General features: G+C 43.2%; 15 protein-coding genes and 1 other annotated feature. Of the genes, 13 read left to right on the top strand and 2 right to left on the bottom strand.

Annotated elements, in window-relative coordinates; all coding sequences use genetic code 11:
- The first annotated feature begins 25 nt into the window (after window positions 1-25).
- The 9 genes from lgt to ACVS9P_RS05350 all read left to right on the top strand — a co-directional run bounded on the left by lgt (window position 26) and on the right by ACVS9P_RS05350 (window position 11910).
- Window positions 26-1084, top strand: a complete 1059-nt coding sequence (gene lgt / locus ACVS9P_RS05310; RefSeq protein WP_452104588.1) for a prolipoprotein diacylglyceryl transferase — start codon at window positions 26-28, stop codon at window positions 1082-1084.
- Between the two features lie 13 nt (window positions 1085-1097).
- On the top strand, window positions 1098-1946 hold the full coding sequence (gene folD / locus ACVS9P_RS05315; protein WP_452104589.1) for a bifunctional methylenetetrahydrofolate dehydrogenase/methenyltetrahydrofolate cyclohydrolase FolD: 849 nt from the start codon (window positions 1098-1100) through the stop codon (window positions 1944-1946).
- 58 nt (window positions 1947-2004) lie between these two features.
- Window positions 2005-3864 carry a 1-deoxy-D-xylulose-5-phosphate synthase gene (gene dxs / locus ACVS9P_RS05320; protein WP_452104590.1) on the top strand — a complete coding sequence of 620 codons (1860 nt, stop codon included), beginning with the start codon at window positions 2005-2007 and terminating at the stop codon, window positions 3862-3864.
- The gene (locus ACVS9P_RS05325) at window positions 3861-4673 is read left to right on the top strand and encodes a TlyA family RNA methyltransferase (RefSeq protein ID WP_452104591.1); all 813 of its coding nucleotides are present in this window, start codon (window positions 3861-3863) and stop codon (window positions 4671-4673) included. The genes dxs and ACVS9P_RS05325 overlap by 4 nt, the downstream gene beginning before the upstream one ends.
- 1 nt (window position 4674) lies before the next feature.
- Entirely contained in the window at window positions 4675-5523 is an 849-nt protein-coding gene (locus ACVS9P_RS05330) for an NAD(+)/NADH kinase (protein WP_452104592.1), read from the top strand.
- Window position 5524: 1 nt separating this feature from the next.
- Window positions 5525-5974 (top strand): arginine repressor, encoded by a 450-nt coding sequence (locus ACVS9P_RS05335; RefSeq protein ID WP_452104593.1) that lies wholly within the window; start codon window positions 5525-5527, stop codon window positions 5972-5974.
- A gap of 4 nt (window positions 5975-5978) precedes the next feature.
- A complete protein-coding gene (gene recN, locus ACVS9P_RS05340) occupies window positions 5979-7673 on the top strand; it encodes a DNA repair protein RecN (RefSeq protein ID WP_452104594.1) in 1695 nt (564 codons plus the stop codon).
- Between the two features lie 16 nt (window positions 7674-7689).
- Window positions 7690-7933: a binding site (T-box leader), on the top strand.
- Between the two features lie 66 nt (window positions 7934-7999).
- Window positions 8000-9232, top strand: a complete 1233-nt coding sequence (gene tyrS, locus ACVS9P_RS05345) for a tyrosine--tRNA ligase (protein ID WP_452104672.1) — start codon at window positions 8000-8002, stop codon at window positions 9230-9232.
- A 23-nt stretch (window positions 9233-9255) separates the two neighbouring features.
- The gene (locus ACVS9P_RS05350) at window positions 9256-11910 is read left to right on the top strand and encodes a YfhO family protein (protein WP_452104595.1); all 2655 of its coding nucleotides are present in this window, start codon (window positions 9256-9258) and stop codon (window positions 11908-11910) included.
- 50 nt (window positions 11911-11960) lie between these two features.
- Here the strand turns inward: ACVS9P_RS05350 and ACVS9P_RS05355 are convergent, their stop codons facing one another.
- Complete coding sequence (locus tag ACVS9P_RS05355; RefSeq protein ID WP_452104596.1) at window positions 11961-13007, bottom strand: aldose epimerase family protein; 1047 nt, start codon at window positions 13005-13007, stop codon at window positions 11961-11963.
- A gap of 16 nt (window positions 13008-13023) precedes the next feature.
- Window positions 13024-13977 (bottom strand): ROK family protein, encoded by a 954-nt coding sequence (locus ACVS9P_RS05360; protein ID WP_452104597.1) that lies wholly within the window; start codon window positions 13975-13977, stop codon window positions 13024-13026.
- Window positions 13978-14123: 146 nt separating this feature from the next.
- On the opposite strand from ACVS9P_RS05360, the gene sdaAB reads away from it, so the two are divergent.
- The 4 genes from sdaAB (at window position 14124) to ACVS9P_RS05380 (ending at window position 16962) form a co-directional block, all read left to right on the top strand.
- The gene (gene sdaAB, locus ACVS9P_RS05365) at window positions 14124-14786 is read left to right on the top strand and encodes an L-serine ammonia-lyase, iron-sulfur-dependent subunit beta (RefSeq protein ID WP_452104598.1); all 663 of its coding nucleotides are present in this window, start codon (window positions 14124-14126) and stop codon (window positions 14784-14786) included.
- A 12-nt stretch (window positions 14787-14798) separates the two neighbouring features.
- Entirely contained in the window at window positions 14799-15683 is an 885-nt protein-coding gene (sdaAA, locus tag ACVS9P_RS05370; protein WP_452104599.1) for an L-serine ammonia-lyase, iron-sulfur-dependent, subunit alpha, read from the top strand.
- Between the two features lie 20 nt (window positions 15684-15703).
- On the top strand, window positions 15704-16243 hold the full coding sequence (locus ACVS9P_RS05375) for a flavodoxin family protein (RefSeq protein ID WP_452104600.1): 540 nt from the start codon (window positions 15704-15706) through the stop codon (window positions 16241-16243).
- Between the two features lie 434 nt (window positions 16244-16677).
- Entirely contained in the window at window positions 16678-16962 is a 285-nt protein-coding gene (locus ACVS9P_RS05380) for a hypothetical protein (protein WP_452104601.1), read from the top strand.
- Window positions 16963-17050 lie beyond the last annotated feature (88 nt).

Below are 17050 nucleotides of genomic sequence, written 5' to 3' on the forward strand. Positions count from 1 at the left end.
GAACTGAAAAAGGTGGAACAATATCATGCAGATTATACACAATGTTACTTTTCCAAAAATGGGGATCACGTTACAGGTCAATGAAATTGCTTTTACGATCGGTTCCAAGCCGATTTATTGGTATGGAATTATTATTGCGACTGGATTGATTCTGGCAATTTTATATACAATGAAAAGCTGCAAAAAATTTCATGTCAATTCTGATCATCTGATTGACTGTATTCTTGTCGGTGTGATCGGCGGCGTGATTGGAGCGAGGGCATATTATGTTATTTTTTATCCGGGTGATAAATACATAAAAGATCCCTCTCAGATTTTTCGTATCTGGGAAGGCGGATTGGGCATTTATGGCGGTATTATTGTAGGGCTTCTGTGCGGAGCCTTGATGGCAAAGCATCATAAGATGAGCGTCCCTGCCGTATTGGATCTTGCTTCTATGGGCTTTTTGATTGGACAAGGGATTGGTCGTTGGGGCAATTTTATCAATCAGGAAGCTTTTGGTATCGAAACAAATCTGCCGTGGGGAATGCAGAGCGATATGACAAGAGCATTTGCTCCAAATCCTGTGCATCCGTGCTTCCTTTATGAATCATTGTGGTGTCTGATCGGCTTTTTGCTGCTCCATTTCTTTAGCCGTAAACGGCGCCGTTATGATGGACAAGTGTTTTTGCTGTATTCGGGTTGGTATGGATTAGGACGTTTCTTTATAGAAGGATTGCGCACGGATAGCCTCCTTTTACCCATTGTTCCGTTGCGTGTTTCGCAGGTTGTAGCTGCTGCTGCAGTCGTGGTGTCTATTATTTTGCTGATCGTTTTTCGAAACAGGACAAGCCTTTCTGGCTGTGGCGCTCCGGAAATCGTTTCTTTAAATCATCTGGTCGACGAAATTCCGGAAGATATGATTGAGTCTGAAACAGAACAAAATGCGTCATCAGAAACTGTTAAGGATGAAAAATCGGAAACAGAAACAGCAGAAACGAACGAATCAGCCCAAACAGTCGATTCAGATAAGCAGGAAAATTCCGCTTCTGAACCGACCGATCAAAACACACAGCAAACGGATGAACCGCAAAAAAAGGAATAGAGGAGAAGCCAGTATGGGAAAACGAATTGATGGAAAAGCAATCGCTGCAGAACTGCGAGTGCAGGTAGCTCTTGAAACAGCTGCAATAAAAAAGCAGGGAATAGAGCCATCTTTGGCGGTCGTAATTGTTGGAGATGACCCGGCTTCTCGCACTTATGTAAATAATAAGAAGAAAGCCTGTGCCGAAGTAGGAATCCGCAGTCTCGAATTTGCACTTCCAAAAGAAGCTTCACAGAAAGAGTTGGAAGAATTGGTGCAGCGTTTAAATAAAGATCCGGATGTCGATGGGATTCTTGTGCAATCCCCGCTGCCAAAAGGGTTGGACGAAAAAGCAATCGTTAACGAGATCGATCCGCAGAAAGATGTAGATGCTTTTCATCCAGTCAATGTGGGACATATCATGATTGGTGATTACAAGTTGCTTCCTTGTACGCCGGCGGGAATCATGGAGCTTTTGCGCCATGAAAATATTTCCGTAGAGGGAAAACAGTGTGTGGTGATCGGTCGAAGCAACATTGTTGGAAAACCGATGGCAATGCTTTTAATGCATGCAAACGGAACTGTAACGATCTGTCACAGTAAAACGAAAAATTTAAAAGAGATCTGTAAGCAGGCGGATATATTGGTGGCAGCAGTTGGCAAAACAAAATTTGTTACAAAAGAGATGGTCAAGCCGGGTGCGGTTGTGATTGATGTTGGAATGGATCGTGACGAAAACGGAAAACTCTGCGGAGATGTTGATTATGAAGCCGTAGAGCCGATTGCATCAGCAATTACGCCGGTTCCCGGAGGGGTTGGCCCAATGACGATTGCAATGCTGCTGAAAAACACGCTGACAGCGTCTAAACAGCGCCGCTGTTAATAGCAATGAAATGCAAATTGGAAAAAATGTTTCCAAAAAGGAATTGAGGTTTTAAAGAATGGCAAACCTGTTGGATAAGATTGATTCACCGGCAGATCTGCAGTCTCTTACAAATGAGGAACTGGAGCAGCTCTGTGCAGAGATTCGGCAAAAGATTATAAAAATAGTTTCTGCAAACGGCGGACATCTTGCCTCCAATCTTGGTACAGTGGAACTAACGGTAGCACTGGAGAAAGTTTTCGGTAAGCCGGAGGATCGAATTGTCTGGGATGTTGGACATCAGGCTTATACCCATAAAATTTTAACCGGACGCAGAGAGGCAATCTCTACAATTCGTACGAAAGGTGGAATTTCCGGATTTCCCAATCGGCAAGAAAGCCCGTGGGATGCGTTTACAGCAGGACATAGCAGCACTTCTATTTCTGCAGCCCTTGGAATTGCAGAAGCGAAAGCAATTCGCGGAGAAGAAGGAAATGTAGTTGCCGTGATTGGCGATGGGGCATTGACTGGCGGTCTTGCCTATGAAGGATTAAATAATGCCGGAAGGTTTCATAAGAATTTTATTGTCATTTTAAACGACAATAAAATGTCTATTTCGCGTAATGTGGGTGGCATTGCGCGCTATCTTGCGCATATGCGTACGAAACCGGCTTATCTAAAAGCGAAGAGCGATGTGGAATCAACGCTTCATCATATTCCGATTATCGGAGATCCAATGCGTAATATTATAAAAAAATCGAAAGCGGTTTTAAAGCAGCTCCTTTATAACAGCACTTTATTTGAGGATCTTGGTCTTTTCTATTATGGACCGTATGATGGTCATGATCTGCCTCAGCTGGTCGAAATTTTACAGAATGCAAAACAGATTGACCACCCGATGCTGATTCATGTGCTTACGGAAAAAGGGCGTGGATATGCGTTTGCAGAAAAGAATCCGGGCGCTTTTCATGGCGTTTCAAAATTTGATGTCAAAACCGGAAAGTCTGTTCATCCGGGAGGAGAAAATTTCAGCTCTGTTTTTGGAATGCAGATCTGCAAATTGGCGCGTGAAGATCCAAAAATCTGTGCGGTAACAGCGGCAATGAGAAGCGGCACTTGTTTGGAAGCTTTTTCTCATGAGTTTCCAGAGCGCTTTTTCGATGTCGGAATTGCTGAAGAACATGCAATCACTTTTTCAGGAGGACTTTCCAGTGGAGGAATGCTTCCTGTCTGTGCGATTTATTCTACGTTTCTGCAGAGAAGCTATGATCAGCTCATTCACGATGCAGCGCTGCAGCGCTTAAAGTTGGTGATCGCAGTTGACCGCGCTGGCGTTGTGGGAGAAGACGGAGAAACACATCAGGGAATTATGGATGCTGCTTTTCTCAGTACGATTCCGGAGATTACTGTTTATTCCCCTGCTTATTATGAGGAACTTTGTATGGATCTTCAAAAGGCACTTTATGAAGATCAAAATGTTGTTGCCGTTCGCTATCCGCGCGGCTGTCAGCTTTTTAAGCCGTTTGATTTTATTCCCAATGGAATGCCATATCAGATTTATGGAGAAAAAAGTGCACCTTTGCTTTTGGTAACTTATGGTCGTTTGTTTTCCTATGCTTGTAAAGCGAAAACCCTTTTAAAAGAAAAGGGCATCAAAATTTCTATTTTAAAATTGAATCGGATCAAGCCGATTGACGAAAAGGCAATTTCTTTTGCATCTGCTTACGAAAAGATTTTCTTTTTTGAAGAGGGGATGGAAGAAGGCGGCATCGGAGAACATTTTTTGCGGATGCTGAAGCAGATAAACTTTAAAGGTGAATATTATCTGCGTGGAATTCATGATTTTGTGCCGCATGCAACGGTTGATCAGGCACTGAAAGAATTACTTTTAGATGCAGACGGAATGTGTCAAATGATTTTAACGGAGACTTTAAATTGATAGAGAAAAAAAGACTAGATATTCTTCTGGTGGAACAGGGCTACTTTGAAAGTCGAGAAAAAGCGAAGGCTGTCATTATGGCCGGAGATGTTTATATTGATCATCAGAAATTTGATAAACCAGGGACGATGCTGCCGGTGGGTACAGAAATTGAAGTGCGCAGTACGGGGCCGAAATATGTCAGTCGCGGTGGATTGAAGCTTGAAAAGGCAATGCAGCTTTTCCTAATTTCTTTAAAAGGGAAAACGACCATGGATATCGGCGCAAGTACCGGCGGATTTACAGACTGCATGCTGCAAAACGGCGCAAAGAAAGTTTATTCGGTCGATGTGGGATATGGTCAGCTGGCGTGGAAGCTCAGAAATGACGAGCGTGTCGTCAATCTGGAGCGGACAAACGTCCGTTATCTTACAAAAGAGCAGGTTTCAGAACCAATCGATTTTTTCAGTGTTGATGTTTCGTTTATTTCTTTGCGCTTGGTTTTGCCGGTAGCACGGGAATTCTTGGCGCAAAGTGGTCAGGCAGTTTGTTTAATTAAGCCGCAGTTCGAAGCTGGAAGAGAAAAAGTCGGAAAAAAAGGGGTCGTCCGTGATCAGGCTGTCCACGAGGAAGTCATTCGAACGATTTCTAATTTTGTTTTGACAATCGGATTCTCTATTTTGGGGATTACTTTTTCGCCAGTGAAAGGCCCGGAAGGGAATATCGAATACTTAATTTATTTGCAGAAATCAGATACACCCACCAGCATTCAATTTGATCCGAAATCTTTAGTAGAGGAATCTCATCTTTGCCTGAATGGAGGAAAGTAACATGAAGATTGCGGTTGTACCGAATTTAAATCGTTCTCTTGCAAGATCTGTTACTCATAAAATTCTTGTGCAGCTGCATGCTCTTGGACAAGAAGTCTTTATGGACGGGATTTACCGTAAAGAAGGTTTTGAAGCCGATGCATTCTGGGAAAGCCATGCCGGATTGATGAATGCCTGTGATTTGATCCTCGCAGTTGGTGGGGATGGGACGATTATTCATCAGGCGCGGCACGCAGCAGAAGAACGAAAACCGATTCTTGGAATCAATACGGGACGTCTCGGTTTTGTTGCTGGTCTGGAAGCCTCTGAGATTTCTCTTTTATCAAAGCTTGTAGATGGGGATTATCAGCTTGAAAATCGCATGATGCTTCGTGCTTCATATGAAAAAGAAGGAAAAAAGCATTATATGGATGCCTTAAATGACATTGTGATTTACCGGGGACCAAAAATCTTGGATTTTGAAGTCAGTCTTTCCGACCGAGAGATGAGCAGCTATCGGGCGGATGGGCTAATTTGTTCTACACCGACTGGGAGTACCGCTTATTCGCTGGCTGCGGGAGGCCCTGTGATTGATCCGGAAATGCGGTGTATTCTTTTAACACCGGTATGCCCGCATTCTTTATTAACGCGTCCCGTGCTTTTTTCGGAACATGCGTGTTTGCAGGTGAAAGTTTCTTCTGCAGTGAACAGTAGTGCTCAACTTACCGCCGATGGTGATAATCCAATACAGTTGGAAGAAGGGCAGAGCATTACCGTTACAAAGTCTCCATTATCAGTTCGTCTGATTAATTTAAAACGCAGTAATTTTTACGAAGTGGTCAATGCCAAATTAGGAGAGAGGAGAAATTAAAATGAAATCTCGGCGACACGCAAAAATCTTGGAATTAATCACGCAGTATGATGTAGATACGCAGGAAGAATTGCTTCGACGATTGAGGGAAGACGGATTCGATGTAACACAAGCAACAGTTTCCCGCGATATTAAGGAATTGCGCCTTGTAAAGATTCTTTCTCATGATGGAAAATATAAATATTCAACCGGAAAAACCGGCGGTAAAGATATTTCCGCAAAGTTTTATTCTTTGATGGCTGATGCCGTTATTTCGGTACAGTCTGCGGGAAATGTGGTCGTCATAAAATCGCTTTCCGGGATGGCTCAAGCAATTTGTGCGGCAATGGATGCCATGCGTTGGGATTCAATTGTGGGTACGCTTGCCGGAGATGATACCATTTTTGTAATTGCAAGGGACGATCATAGCGCACAGCTTTTGATGAATGATCTCAAGAAGACAATGGGGTGAGGGTATGCTGGATCAGCTGTATATTGAGAATATAGCGGTGATAGAAAAAGCTTCCATTGATTTTTCAAAAGGGCTTAATGTGCTGACGGGTGAGACTGGCGCCGGAAAATCGATTGTGATCGATTCGATTCATGCTGTTTTAGGACACCGTACTTCCAAAGAATTGATCCGTTCCGGGGCAAAGAGTGCTTTTGTCAGCGCTGTATTTCGTAATCTTTCTGTTTCCGTTTTAAAAAGGCTTTCGGAACTTTCCTATCTGCCGGAAGAGGATGGAAGTCTGCTCTTGCAGCGGGAAATTCGGGAGGACGGGCGTACTGTTTGCCGGATTAATGAGCGTCCGGCTACGGTTTCTATTTTAAGAGATATCGGTTCTTTACTTGTCGATATTCACGGACAGAATGAGAATTATGGATTACTTTCTCAGAATCAGCACCTGCGGTATTTGGATCAGATGGCGCAGGACGAGGACGCGCTTTTAGAATATCAGAATGCCTATACTGCTATGCGCAGTACGGAAAAGCAACTAAAGTCGCTGCAGATGGATGAGGCGGAAAAAGCCAGAAAAGTTGATCTTTTAAGCTATCAGGTCGAAGAGCTGGAAAATGCAGATTTAAAACTTGGAGAAGAGAAAGATCTCAAAGAAAAACGCGCGTTTTATAGAAACAGTGAAAAACTTGCGAATGCAGTTAATGAAGCTACAGGTGCGCTTTCCGGCGGAGAAGAAAGCATAGGTGCTTTATCAGAACTGGAAACTGCAGCAAAAGCACTTGAAGAGGTTCAAAATTTACCGCAGGCACAGCAGCTTTCTTCCCACCTTAGTGACCTTTCTTATGAATTAGAGGACTGCCTTTCCGAATTGCAGAATCTTTCGGAACAGCTTTCCTATGAGCCGGAGGACGTTGAGAAGACGGAAGAACGCTTGGATCAGCTTTATCGCCTAGGTCAGAAATATGGACCGGACGAAGAGACCATGCTTTCTTTTCTGGAAAAGGCAAAAGATGAACTCAATCAAATTCAATCGGCGGATGAAGTAGTGGCAGAGTTAAATGAAAAGCTCGAAAAGCAGCGTGAAAAAGCTCAAAAGCTTGCTAAAGTCCTTTCAAATCTGCGCCGTCAAACTGCGAAAACTTTTGTAAAACGGGTTCAGGAAGAACTCAATTTTCTTGATATGCCGAATGTCGAGTTTGAAGTGGAACAGCTTTCTGCAGAAATGGAAATGCAGGGAACGGATCGTGTTCAATTTTTGATTTCCACCAACGCGGGGGAACCTTTAAAGCCGATTTCTAAAATCGCTTCCGGCGGAGAACTGTCACGTATTATGCTTGCCATTAAATGTGTTTTGGCAGACAGAGACGAAATCGGAACTTTGATTTTTGACGAGGTAGATACCGGCGTTTCCGGCAGTGCCGCTCAAAAAGTTGGACTGAAATTATGGGAAACCTCCAGAGGACGTCAGGTGCTTTGCGTTACGCATCTAGCGCAGATTGCAGCTCTTGGAGATCAACAGTATTTTATCAGTAAACGTGTTGACTCCGGCAGAACTTTTACAAAAGTAGATTTGCTCAATCGTGAAGGCAGAGTAAAAGAGCTTGCAAGGATAACGGGGGGCGGGGAGCTAACTCCTCTGCTTTTGCAGAATGCTTCGGAGATGCTTTCCAGTGGGGAAAGAAAAAAATTAGCCTTGACAAAACAAGGGTGATTTCGTATACTAATTATTAATGGCAGAGATGGGAATTATGTAAAGGGCGATAATCGGCGCAGAGAGTCGGCAGATGGTGTAAGCCGGCGGGAACCGTCTTCGAAGATACCTCCCGGAGCTGCAGGGCTGAACAATTTTTTCAGTAAGTCCTGTCGTGAGCGCACGTTACAGCGCAGGGGTATTTTTTGTACCCGTAAGGCCATGCTTGTGAGAGTATGGTAAACTGAGGTGGTACCGCGAAAGAAGATTTCGCCCTCTGCAATTTTATTTTTGCAGGGGGCGTTTTTATTTTGCTTTCCTGCGACAAGATTTCACAGGAGGAATTTATAATGGGTGTGTTCGAAGAACTAAAAGCGCGTGGGCTGATTGCGCAGATGACGGATGAAGAAAAAATTCGTGACCTTTTGGATCATCACAAGATTGCATTTTATATTGGTTTTGATCCTACGGCGGATAGTTTGCATGTAGGACATTTTGTGCAGATCATGGTGATGGCGCATATGCAGCGCGCAGGTCATACGCCGATTGCGCTTTTTGGCGGCGGAACCGGTATGATCGGAGATCCTTCCGGCAAAACCGATATGAGGAAAATGCTGACGAGGGAAGAAATCAATCATAATATTGAATGCTTCCGTAATCAGATGGGGCGGTTGGTTGACTTTTCAAATGGAAAAGCCATCATGGCCAATAATGCGGATTGGTTGATGAATCTCAATTATATTGAGTTTATGCGGGATATCGGCGTTCATTTTTCTGTGAATCGCATGTTGGCGGCCGAATGTTATAAACAACGTTTGGAACGTGGACTGACTTTCTTTGAAATGAACTACATGATTATGCAGGGCTATGATTTTTATGAGCTTAATCGTCGCTATAACTGCATGATGGAGCTTGGCGGAGATGATCAATGGAGCAACATTATCGGCGGAGTAGAGCTGATTCGGAGAAAATCCGCAAAAGAGGTCTATGGAATGACCTTTGGCCTTTTGACGACCAGTGAGGGCAAAAAGATGGGAAAGACCGAAAAGGGTGCCGTGTGGCTGGATCCCAATAAAACTTCTCCCTTTGATTTCTATCAGTATTGGCGCAATATTGGAGATCAGGATGTAGAAAAGTGCCTGAAGTTTTTGACTTTTTTGTCTCTTGATGAGATCCATGAGCTGACAAATGTAGAAACCGGAGAGCAGATCAACCACGCAAAGGAAGTACTCGCCTACGAAGTAACAAAGCTGATTCATGGAGAAGAGGAAGCGAAAAAAGCGCAGGCAGGGGCGCAGGCGCTTTTTGGAGCCGGTGCTGATACGGAGCATATGCCAAAAGCAGAAATCAAAGATTCTGATTTCGTAGATGGTTCTGCTTCTCTGCTTGATCTTTTGCTCAAAGTGAAATTCATTCCCAGTAAAAGTGAGGGACGCCGACTGATTCAGCAGGGCGGACTGACAGTAAATGATCAAAAGATCACGGATGTTGCAGATGAACTTTCTGTAAAGGATTTTACAGGCGGATCCGTCATTGTGAAAAAAGGAAAGAAAAAATATCTGAAGCTGATTCTTGCATAATTTTAATGGAATGAGGTGAGTCCATGACCAAAAAGCGAACTCTATGGTGGCTGGCACCACTTACCGTGTTGGTTTTAATGAGCGTTGTTTATTTGGTTAATGGGCTCTTTCCTTTTGGGAAAAACACCATTTCATGGTGTGATATGAATCAACAGGTCGTTCCTCTTCTGATGGATTTTAAAGATATTTTGCTTGGAAAATCCAGTATGCTTTTTAATTTGCAGAACGCTGGGGGAATGAACTTTTGGGGAGTCTTTTTGTTTTTCCTCTCCAGCCCCTTTTCTTTTTTGGTACTTTTAGTTCCAAAAGCGGATTTCTACTTGTTGATGAATGTGATGGTGGTACTCAAAATGGCCTGTAGTGCATTGACGGCAGGCTGTTTGTTCCGCCGCTTTTTCCCGAAGATGGAAACACTTGCGGTTACGGCTTTTTCGGTTATGTATGCCTGCAGCGGCTTTACCATGATGTATTTTCAGAATTTGGTTTGGCTGGATACGGTATGCCTGTTCCCACTCTTTTTAATAGGACTGCGCAAGTTGTTTTTAGAGAAGAAACTTCTTCCTTATATTTTGAGCTTTTCTGCACTTTTAGTTGTCCACTTTTATCTTAGCTATATGATTGTGATGTGGCTGGTTTTAGCAAGCGGGATCATTTGCTTCTTTATGACGTCAAAGGAACAAAGAGGAGAGCGAATTTTCCTTTTAGGAGCGGCTACATTGGCAGTCTTACTCTTGACCGGTGTGATTTGGCTCCCTGCATTGATGCAGTTTTTGGAATCGGGACGTGGGGAGAGCGTTGTAGAGAGCATTTCTTCGGGAAGCCTTTTGACAAGGTGGAATACAACCTTGCCGGTGCTTACCTGTACCGGTATGGCGGTTGCTGCGATTCCGCTGACGATTTTGGAAAAGAAGCGGACAAATCTCCACAAAGTCAGTTTTATCCTTTTCGTTTTCTTATTGATTCCACTTTTTATAGACCCAATCAATAAGATGTGGCATACGGGCAGCTATCAGGCATTTCCGGTACGCTATGGATTTATTTTAGTATTAATGGGACTTTTAGCCGCTGCCTGTTCGATTGAGCAGACGGATCGTTCCAGGCTACCTTTTCATACGGATAAAGATATTTTTGGAGTCAGTGTCGGAATTTCAATTTTAATAGGGATCGCCGCTTCATGGCTATTGAGCCATCAGTACGAAAATCTGACCATTTATGTCAGAACTCTTTGGATGAATCAATCTGCATTTTTATTGATGATGATTTTTGCAGTCCTCGCAGCAGCTCTTTATTTTCTGCTGATATATTTTTATCGTCATCACGCGGTGAGTAAACGCTTTTTCTGCGTCATTTTATGTTTGATTACTTTGACGGAAACCTTTTTCTATGCAGAAGTCTTTATCGCTTCTGCTGAGCATGATGGGACAACGAAGCAAACAGTCACAGATCTGGAAGGGAAGATCGACGACAGCAGTTTATATCGGCTGAAGATGGATAAGAAATATTTTGACGTAAATCTGATCGGTGGGATAGGATATCCGTCGCTTTCCCATTATACTTCTCTTACAGATGGCACTTATTTGAAAGCAATTCGCCAGATGGGCTACAGTGGATATTGGATGGAAGTAAACTCTAATGGGGGGACAGCTCTTTCCGATGCGCTGTTTGGAAACCGTTACAGTGTGTTATCTGCTTTTGCTTCTACTGACGGGAGGGAAAAAGTTTATTCCAATGAAGACTATCAGATTGTGAAAGAAAATTTTACGATGCCGTTTGGAACAGTGATTTCAAATTTGGGAGAGCCTTTAACAGATCGCAATCGATTTGAGATTCAGAATGACCTATATCATACAGCTTTTGGAACAAAAGAAGATTTGTTTACTCAATATCAGCCGGACTTCACCGAGAATGTTGAGATGTCCCATTCGGATGCGGGAGAGAAGATTACTTTAAACGACGGCGCAGCATATTTACAATACCAAATTCCGGTAAAGGGAACGCAGACTCTTTATTTTGACTGTTTTCAAGAAGCCACAAATGCCCTAACGGAACCGGTAAATGGGGGCTGTGCAATTGCGGTAAATGGAAAAATCATTCGTTCTCTTTATCCCACTTCTATAGAAAATGGAATTTTGAATCTGGGAACCTTTACAGATGAGACCGTTCAAGTAAAGATCAGTTTGTTTCATTCATTGAATTGTACTTCATTTGGCGTTTACGGGATGAGCTGTGAAAAGTTACAGAATGCGATACAAAGCTGTGAAAATTGCCAAGACGTAAATCTTAAAGAGTCTAAAAATGGATTATCCGGAACTGTTTATACAGAACAAGATGGCTATTTGTTTCTTCCGATTCGAGGAGGAAACGGGTTTACAGCCGAAGTGAATGGAAGTTCCGTCAATATTGATTCTGCTTTTGGAGCTTTTCTTGCGATTCCGGTTACCGCTGGAGAAAATCAGGTCACCGTTACTTATTGGCCGCCCGGTTTCCGCCAGGGGGTTATTGTATCAATTTTGGGGCTTTTCTATTTGATTCCTTTACTGTATTTGCATAAGAAAAAGATGTTTTTACATCTAAAAATGCTTTATCGGCCGGCCAAATGGATTTTTGCAGTACTTTGTATTGGCGTTGTATGTTTACTTTATATTGCCCCGGTTGTAGTTTGGATCGTTTATTCATAGACTAAAAAAAGCGCAGTCCTTTTAATAAAAAGGGCTGCGCTTTTTCAACTTTAGAGTTCAAATTTATAAATGGTTGTTGTATGAAATTTTTCATTTGGTAGGAGAGGGGAACAGCAAAATTCCGGATGATTCATTGCGTCTGGAAATTCCTGTGTTTCTAAACAGAAAGCATGGTGCGGCTTTAAGGGGATTTGACCATGGTCGGACTCTTCCGTGTCAAAACTGTTTGCAGTGTAAAGCTGCATGGATGGCCTGTCGGTAAAGACCCGCAGATGCCTTCCACTTTGCTGATCAAAGGCGCTGGCGACCCGTCTCATACCGCTCCCTCTTAATTTGTAAGCATGATCATAGCCACCCGATTGTCGGATTAGAGGCTCTCCGGAACGAATATCCTGACCGATCGTTTTTTCGCTTCGAAAATCACAGGCGCCTTCTACCGAGAGAAGTTTGCCGGTTGGAATTAAATCAGAAGTAACTTCGGCAACTTCATCGGCTTCTATCTGTAAAGCGGTAGAGAGTACGTCGTGCTGTGGTCCTCCGAGATGAAAATAGCAATGATTTGTTAAGTTTAAATAGGTAGGTGCGGTTGTTTTTGCATGATACTCCATGATCAGCGCATTGTCGGCTGAAAGTGTATAGCAGATAGAAACATCACATTTCCCGGGAAATCCTTCTTCTCCGTCGGGGCTGCAATAGCGAAAGGTGAGAGAGGGGGAATCGTCATGATAATCGCTGCACTTTAGCCTCCATACCCGATGGCTGAATCCAATATTTCCGCCGTGCAGATGATTTTTGCCTTCATTTTGTGTGACCTGATATTGTTTTCCGTTTATTACGAACTGACCGTCTTTAATTCGGTTAGCCCATCTGCCAACGATTGCTCCTTGGTAGTTTCCGGGATGGGTATAAGGGGTAAGCTCATTATGGCCCATGATCATTTCATCAAAATCCCCGTGTTTATCCGGCATCTGAATCGACTGCACCCGTGCGCCGAAGGAGAGCAGCGTAACAGAGGCACCGTTCGTATTTTTGAGCGTATAGGAAGAGATATCAGTTCCATCTGAAAGTGTGCCGAATTTCTTTTCTGTAAGACTCATAACAGATTTTCTCCTTTTATTTTCCTAATAAAGCAGCACCAATAATTCCGGCATCATTTCCAAGCTGTGCAACCTTTAGTTCAGTGGCTTTTCCATCCGGAACCGAAAAGACTTCTTTTTCAACATAAGCACGAAGCGGTTTCAGCAGCGTTTCTCCCTCGTTGCAGATTCCGCCTCCGATACAGAGAATATCCGGTTGAAAGGTATTGATGCAATTTACAATTCCACAGCCTAAATGGCCAATATAAGTGTCGACAATTTCTTTGCCGAGAGGATCGCCTGCCCGCATAGCATCAAAGGCAGTTCGTCCATTGATTTTTTTGAGGTCCCCATTGATAAGATGCCAAATAGGAGATTCTTTATTTGAAGCTTTTTCCATAAAAAGGCGAGTCGTCGTAATTAGACCTGTAGCGGAAGCATAAGTTTCCCAGCAACCCCTTCTGCCGCAGGTGCAAAGGCGCCCGTTATATTCGATGACAATATGTCCCATTTCTCCGGCAGCAAAGTTGCAGCCGCTATAAATTTTTCCGTCTAAAATAATTCCGCTTCCAATTCCAGTTCCTAGTGTAATGGCAAGTGCACTTTTTGCACCTTTCATTGCGCCAGCCATATATTCGCCATAAGCAGCAGCATTGGCATCGTTTTCTACGATTACCCTGCACTTCATCCGCTCTGACAGCCGTTTTGCAAGCTCGTAGTTTTTAAGATACAGATTTCCAGCAAATCCAACAATGCCGGTGCTTCGGTTTACACTTCCCGGGGTACCAACACCGATCCAAGGAAGATCGTTTACAGAGATTCCAGCATTTTTCAGAGCGTCGAGTGCGACTCGGCTAAGCTGTTCAGTCATTTCTTCATGGGAGCAGGGGACAATAGTGTCTTGCTTTGCCCGAGCGATAATCTCATAGGAATCATTGATGACCCCTGCAGCCATATGGGTGCCTCCGAGGTCAATGCCAAGATAATACAAAGAAATCCCTCCTAAAATGCAGAGTTCGTTTGACAACAGTATAACATTCTTTTATCTTGATGAAAATAGTTTTTCAAAATTTGCAGATCCTATATTTTGGGGTTATAATAACGAACAACAGAGGAATCAGTAAGGGGGAAATCTTTTTGAATATTTTCGATATTATCGGTCCGGTTATGATTGGTCCCTCCAGTTCTCATACAGCTGGAGCAGTGCGGATTGGATTGATTTCCAGAAAACTTTTGGGAGAAGCGCCAAAGAATGCGCAGATTCTGCTTCATGGTTCCTTTGCAGATACCGGAAAGGGACATGGAACAGACCGCGCTTTGATTGCCGGACTTTTAGGACTAAAGCCGGATGATCCCAACATTCCGATGAGCTTTTCATTGGCAGAAAAAGCGGGACTTCATTTTTCATTTGGAACCATTCATCTGAAGGGAGCACATCCAAATACGGCCGTCCTTCGTCTGGAAGGCGTTACAGGGAAAACTTTGGAGATTGAAGCGAGTTCTATAGGCGGAGGACAAATAAAGGTATGTAAACTTGATGGGATCGAAACAAACTTTTCCGGAGACTACCATACGCTGATTGTCCATAACCTAGATCATCCCGGACATGTAGCGCAGGTGACAACGGTACTCTCACAGAGAAATGTTAATATCGCCCGTATGCAGCTTTATCGGAATGTTTTAGGTGGATATGCGGTTATGGTGATTGAGTGTGATCAAAAGATTCCGGAAGATGTCGTCACATGGCTGACAAAATTAGATGGAATCATTAAAGTGACCTATTTGAATATTGAGGAATAGGGGGATATAAAAATGTCTTTTTCTTCGATTGCACAAATGCTTTCTGAATCAGAGAAGAACCAACTGCCTTTATGGAAAACAATTTTGCAGGATAATTTAGCGGAGCAGGGCGGTACGGAAGAGAACTTTTTTGCCCGCATGCAGGCAATGTGGACAGCAATGCAGGAATCAAGCAAAAATTATAAAGCAGAGGATCGTTCTAACAGTGGACTTACAGGCGGAGATGGGGCAAAAGTGTTTTATGCAGCACAAAAAGGCCTGCTTTTTGGAGACTCATTTTTAAACGAGATCATTACAGAGGCACTTAAGGTTAGCGAGTGCAATGCTTGTATGAAACGGATTGTTGCAACGCCGACGGCGGGTTCCTGTGGGGTTTTGCCGGCAATCCTGCTGCCGCTTAAACACAGAGACCTTTTTCCTGACGATTCTTTTGTCAAGGCGCTTTTTGTAGCGGCCGGGTTTGGACAGGTAATTGCTCAGCGCGCTTCGATTGCCGGAGCTTACGGGGGCTGTCAAGCAGAAATTGGAACAGCTTCGGCAATGGGGGCAGTAGCTTTGGTGAGCCTAAAGGGAGGTACCAATCAGATGTGTGCAAATGCCTGTGCAGTTGCACTTTCAAACTTGATGGGGCTTGTTTGTGATCCCGTGGCGGGTTTGGTTGAAGTTCCGTGCGTGAACCGTAATGTGATCGGAGCCATGAATGCGTTGAGCTGTGCCAATTTGGCGCTTTCCAATATTCAGAGCAGAATACCGCCGGATGAAGTGATCGATGCGATGAATGAAGTGGGGGAAGAGATGAACCCGGATTTGAAGGAAACCGGAAAAGGGGGTCTTGCAGGGACCCCTACTGGGTGTAAAATTGCGCAGAAACTTTCTGAGGAAAAAGATTATTTGTGATGAGTTTGGAGGGAAATGTTATGGAAAAGATAGTTGTACTAGTAGGAAGTGCCCGAAAAGGCGGCAATACTGAACTTTTGGCAAATGCTTTTGTAAAAGGTGCGCAGGAACATCATGAGGTAACAATGATTTTTGCTGCAAGTGTAAAAGTGAATGGCTGTATAGGCTGCAATGCCTGTTATTCTGATAAAAAGCACCGCTGTATCCAGAAAGATGATATGGAGCAAATTTACTCTCAACTCAAAGACGCCGATACGATTGTGATTGCTACTCCGGTTTATTTTTATAATGTAAGCTCTCAGCTAAAATGTATCATTGATCGGCTGCATAATCCAATTCGAGATGAGTTTAAAGTAAAACAGCTTTTTCTTCTTGGAGTCGCTGCGGATACGGATCCAACCGTTTTTGATTCCATTAAGGTTATGTACCGATCGGTGCTACTTTATTTTCATCTAAAAGATGGCGGTATGATTACAGTGCCGGGAGTGAAAGACCGTGGAGATATTGTTGGACATGAAGCTTTAGATGAAGCCTATCAACTTGGTAAAAACATGGAATAAGCATTAAAAAAAGACTCAAAACGCTGGTTGGCGATTGAGTCTTTTTTTATGTTATCGGATCATATCAGAAGAGTTTAAACGATCACAACGTCTGACCATGATTTTAAAAGAGATAATCTTTCTAGTGAATCTCTCACGCAGACAACAAATATTGCGATATTAAAATTTAATTATAGAATTGAGCGGATATTTGTCATAGCGTGTAACAATCGTGTAAAAAAGTTTCATAAAATATCCTAAAGGATAGAGATTATCAATAGACTCCATCTGAATTTATTAAAAGGAGATTTATTATGGACTGCGTAAAAATCGGTGACTTCAATTTAGATATAGATGCTAAGGATGAAGCACAGGATCCAGATACTGCAACGGACTAGTATGGAGAACTCAAAAGCAGCGTTTAATTTGCGGAAAATGAGGCAGCAAAAACACCTTTGCAGCAGTTTCCGCAGTTAGTGCATGACGTCTGCACAAAAGATGTCAGAGATATCGGCGTGGCAAGTAGGACTATCTGTGAAACGATTCCCTGTAATCCTGATGGAAGTATAGGATGCCGTGGGGGAGTGCTCCCAAATGTAGTTCCTTCCATTTCCAGTATCCGCGTTTCCTGTGCTGATGAGCGTTTGAGTCCTTCTACCGGATGCGACCGCATTACAAATACGGTTGGGTTTGAAGTGGTGTTAAACTATGGTAGTAATGAAACCAAAAGAGTCATTTGATCTATTATGGAGTGACTTTAGATATTTTCCGAGCCTTGAGCGTTTCTCAAGTGTCAATGATTTTAGACAGGAGCTGAAAACCATTGAC

This window comes from Caproicibacterium sp. NSD3, assembly GCF_053613275.1.

What these genes read in the sequence shown, in the direction of transcription:
- recN (WP_452104594.1), top strand. Translation starts at nt 5,979, where the DNA reads ATGCTGGATCAGCTGTATATTGAGAATATAGCGGTGATAGAAAAAGCT.
- dxs (WP_452104590.1), top strand. Translation starts at nt 2,005, where the DNA reads ATGGCAAACCTGTTGGATAAGATTGATTCACCGGCAGATCTGCAGTCT.
- lgt (WP_452104588.1), top strand. Translation starts at nt 26, where the DNA reads ATGCAGATTATACACAATGTTACTTTTCCAAAAATGGGGATCACGTTA.
- ACVS9P_RS05375 (WP_452104600.1), top strand. Translation starts at nt 15,704, where the DNA reads ATGGAAAAGATAGTTGTACTAGTAGGAAGTGCCCGAAAAGGCGGCAAT.
- sdaAA (WP_452104599.1), top strand. Translation starts at nt 14,799, where the DNA reads ATGTCTTTTTCTTCGATTGCACAAATGCTTTCTGAATCAGAGAAGAAC.
- ACVS9P_RS05335 (WP_452104593.1), top strand. Translation starts at nt 5,525, where the DNA reads ATGAAATCTCGGCGACACGCAAAAATCTTGGAATTAATCACGCAGTAT.
- ACVS9P_RS05350 (WP_452104595.1), top strand. Translation starts at nt 9,256, where the DNA reads ATGACCAAAAAGCGAACTCTATGGTGGCTGGCACCACTTACCGTGTTG.
- folD (WP_452104589.1), top strand. Translation starts at nt 1,098, where the DNA reads ATGGGAAAACGAATTGATGGAAAAGCAATCGCTGCAGAACTGCGAGTG.
- ACVS9P_RS05355 (WP_452104596.1), bottom strand. Translation starts at nt 13,007, where the DNA reads ATGAGTCTTACAGAAAAGAAATTCGGCACACTTTCAGATGGAACTGAT.
- ACVS9P_RS05330 (WP_452104592.1), top strand. Translation starts at nt 4,675, where the DNA reads ATGAAGATTGCGGTTGTACCGAATTTAAATCGTTCTCTTGCAAGATCT.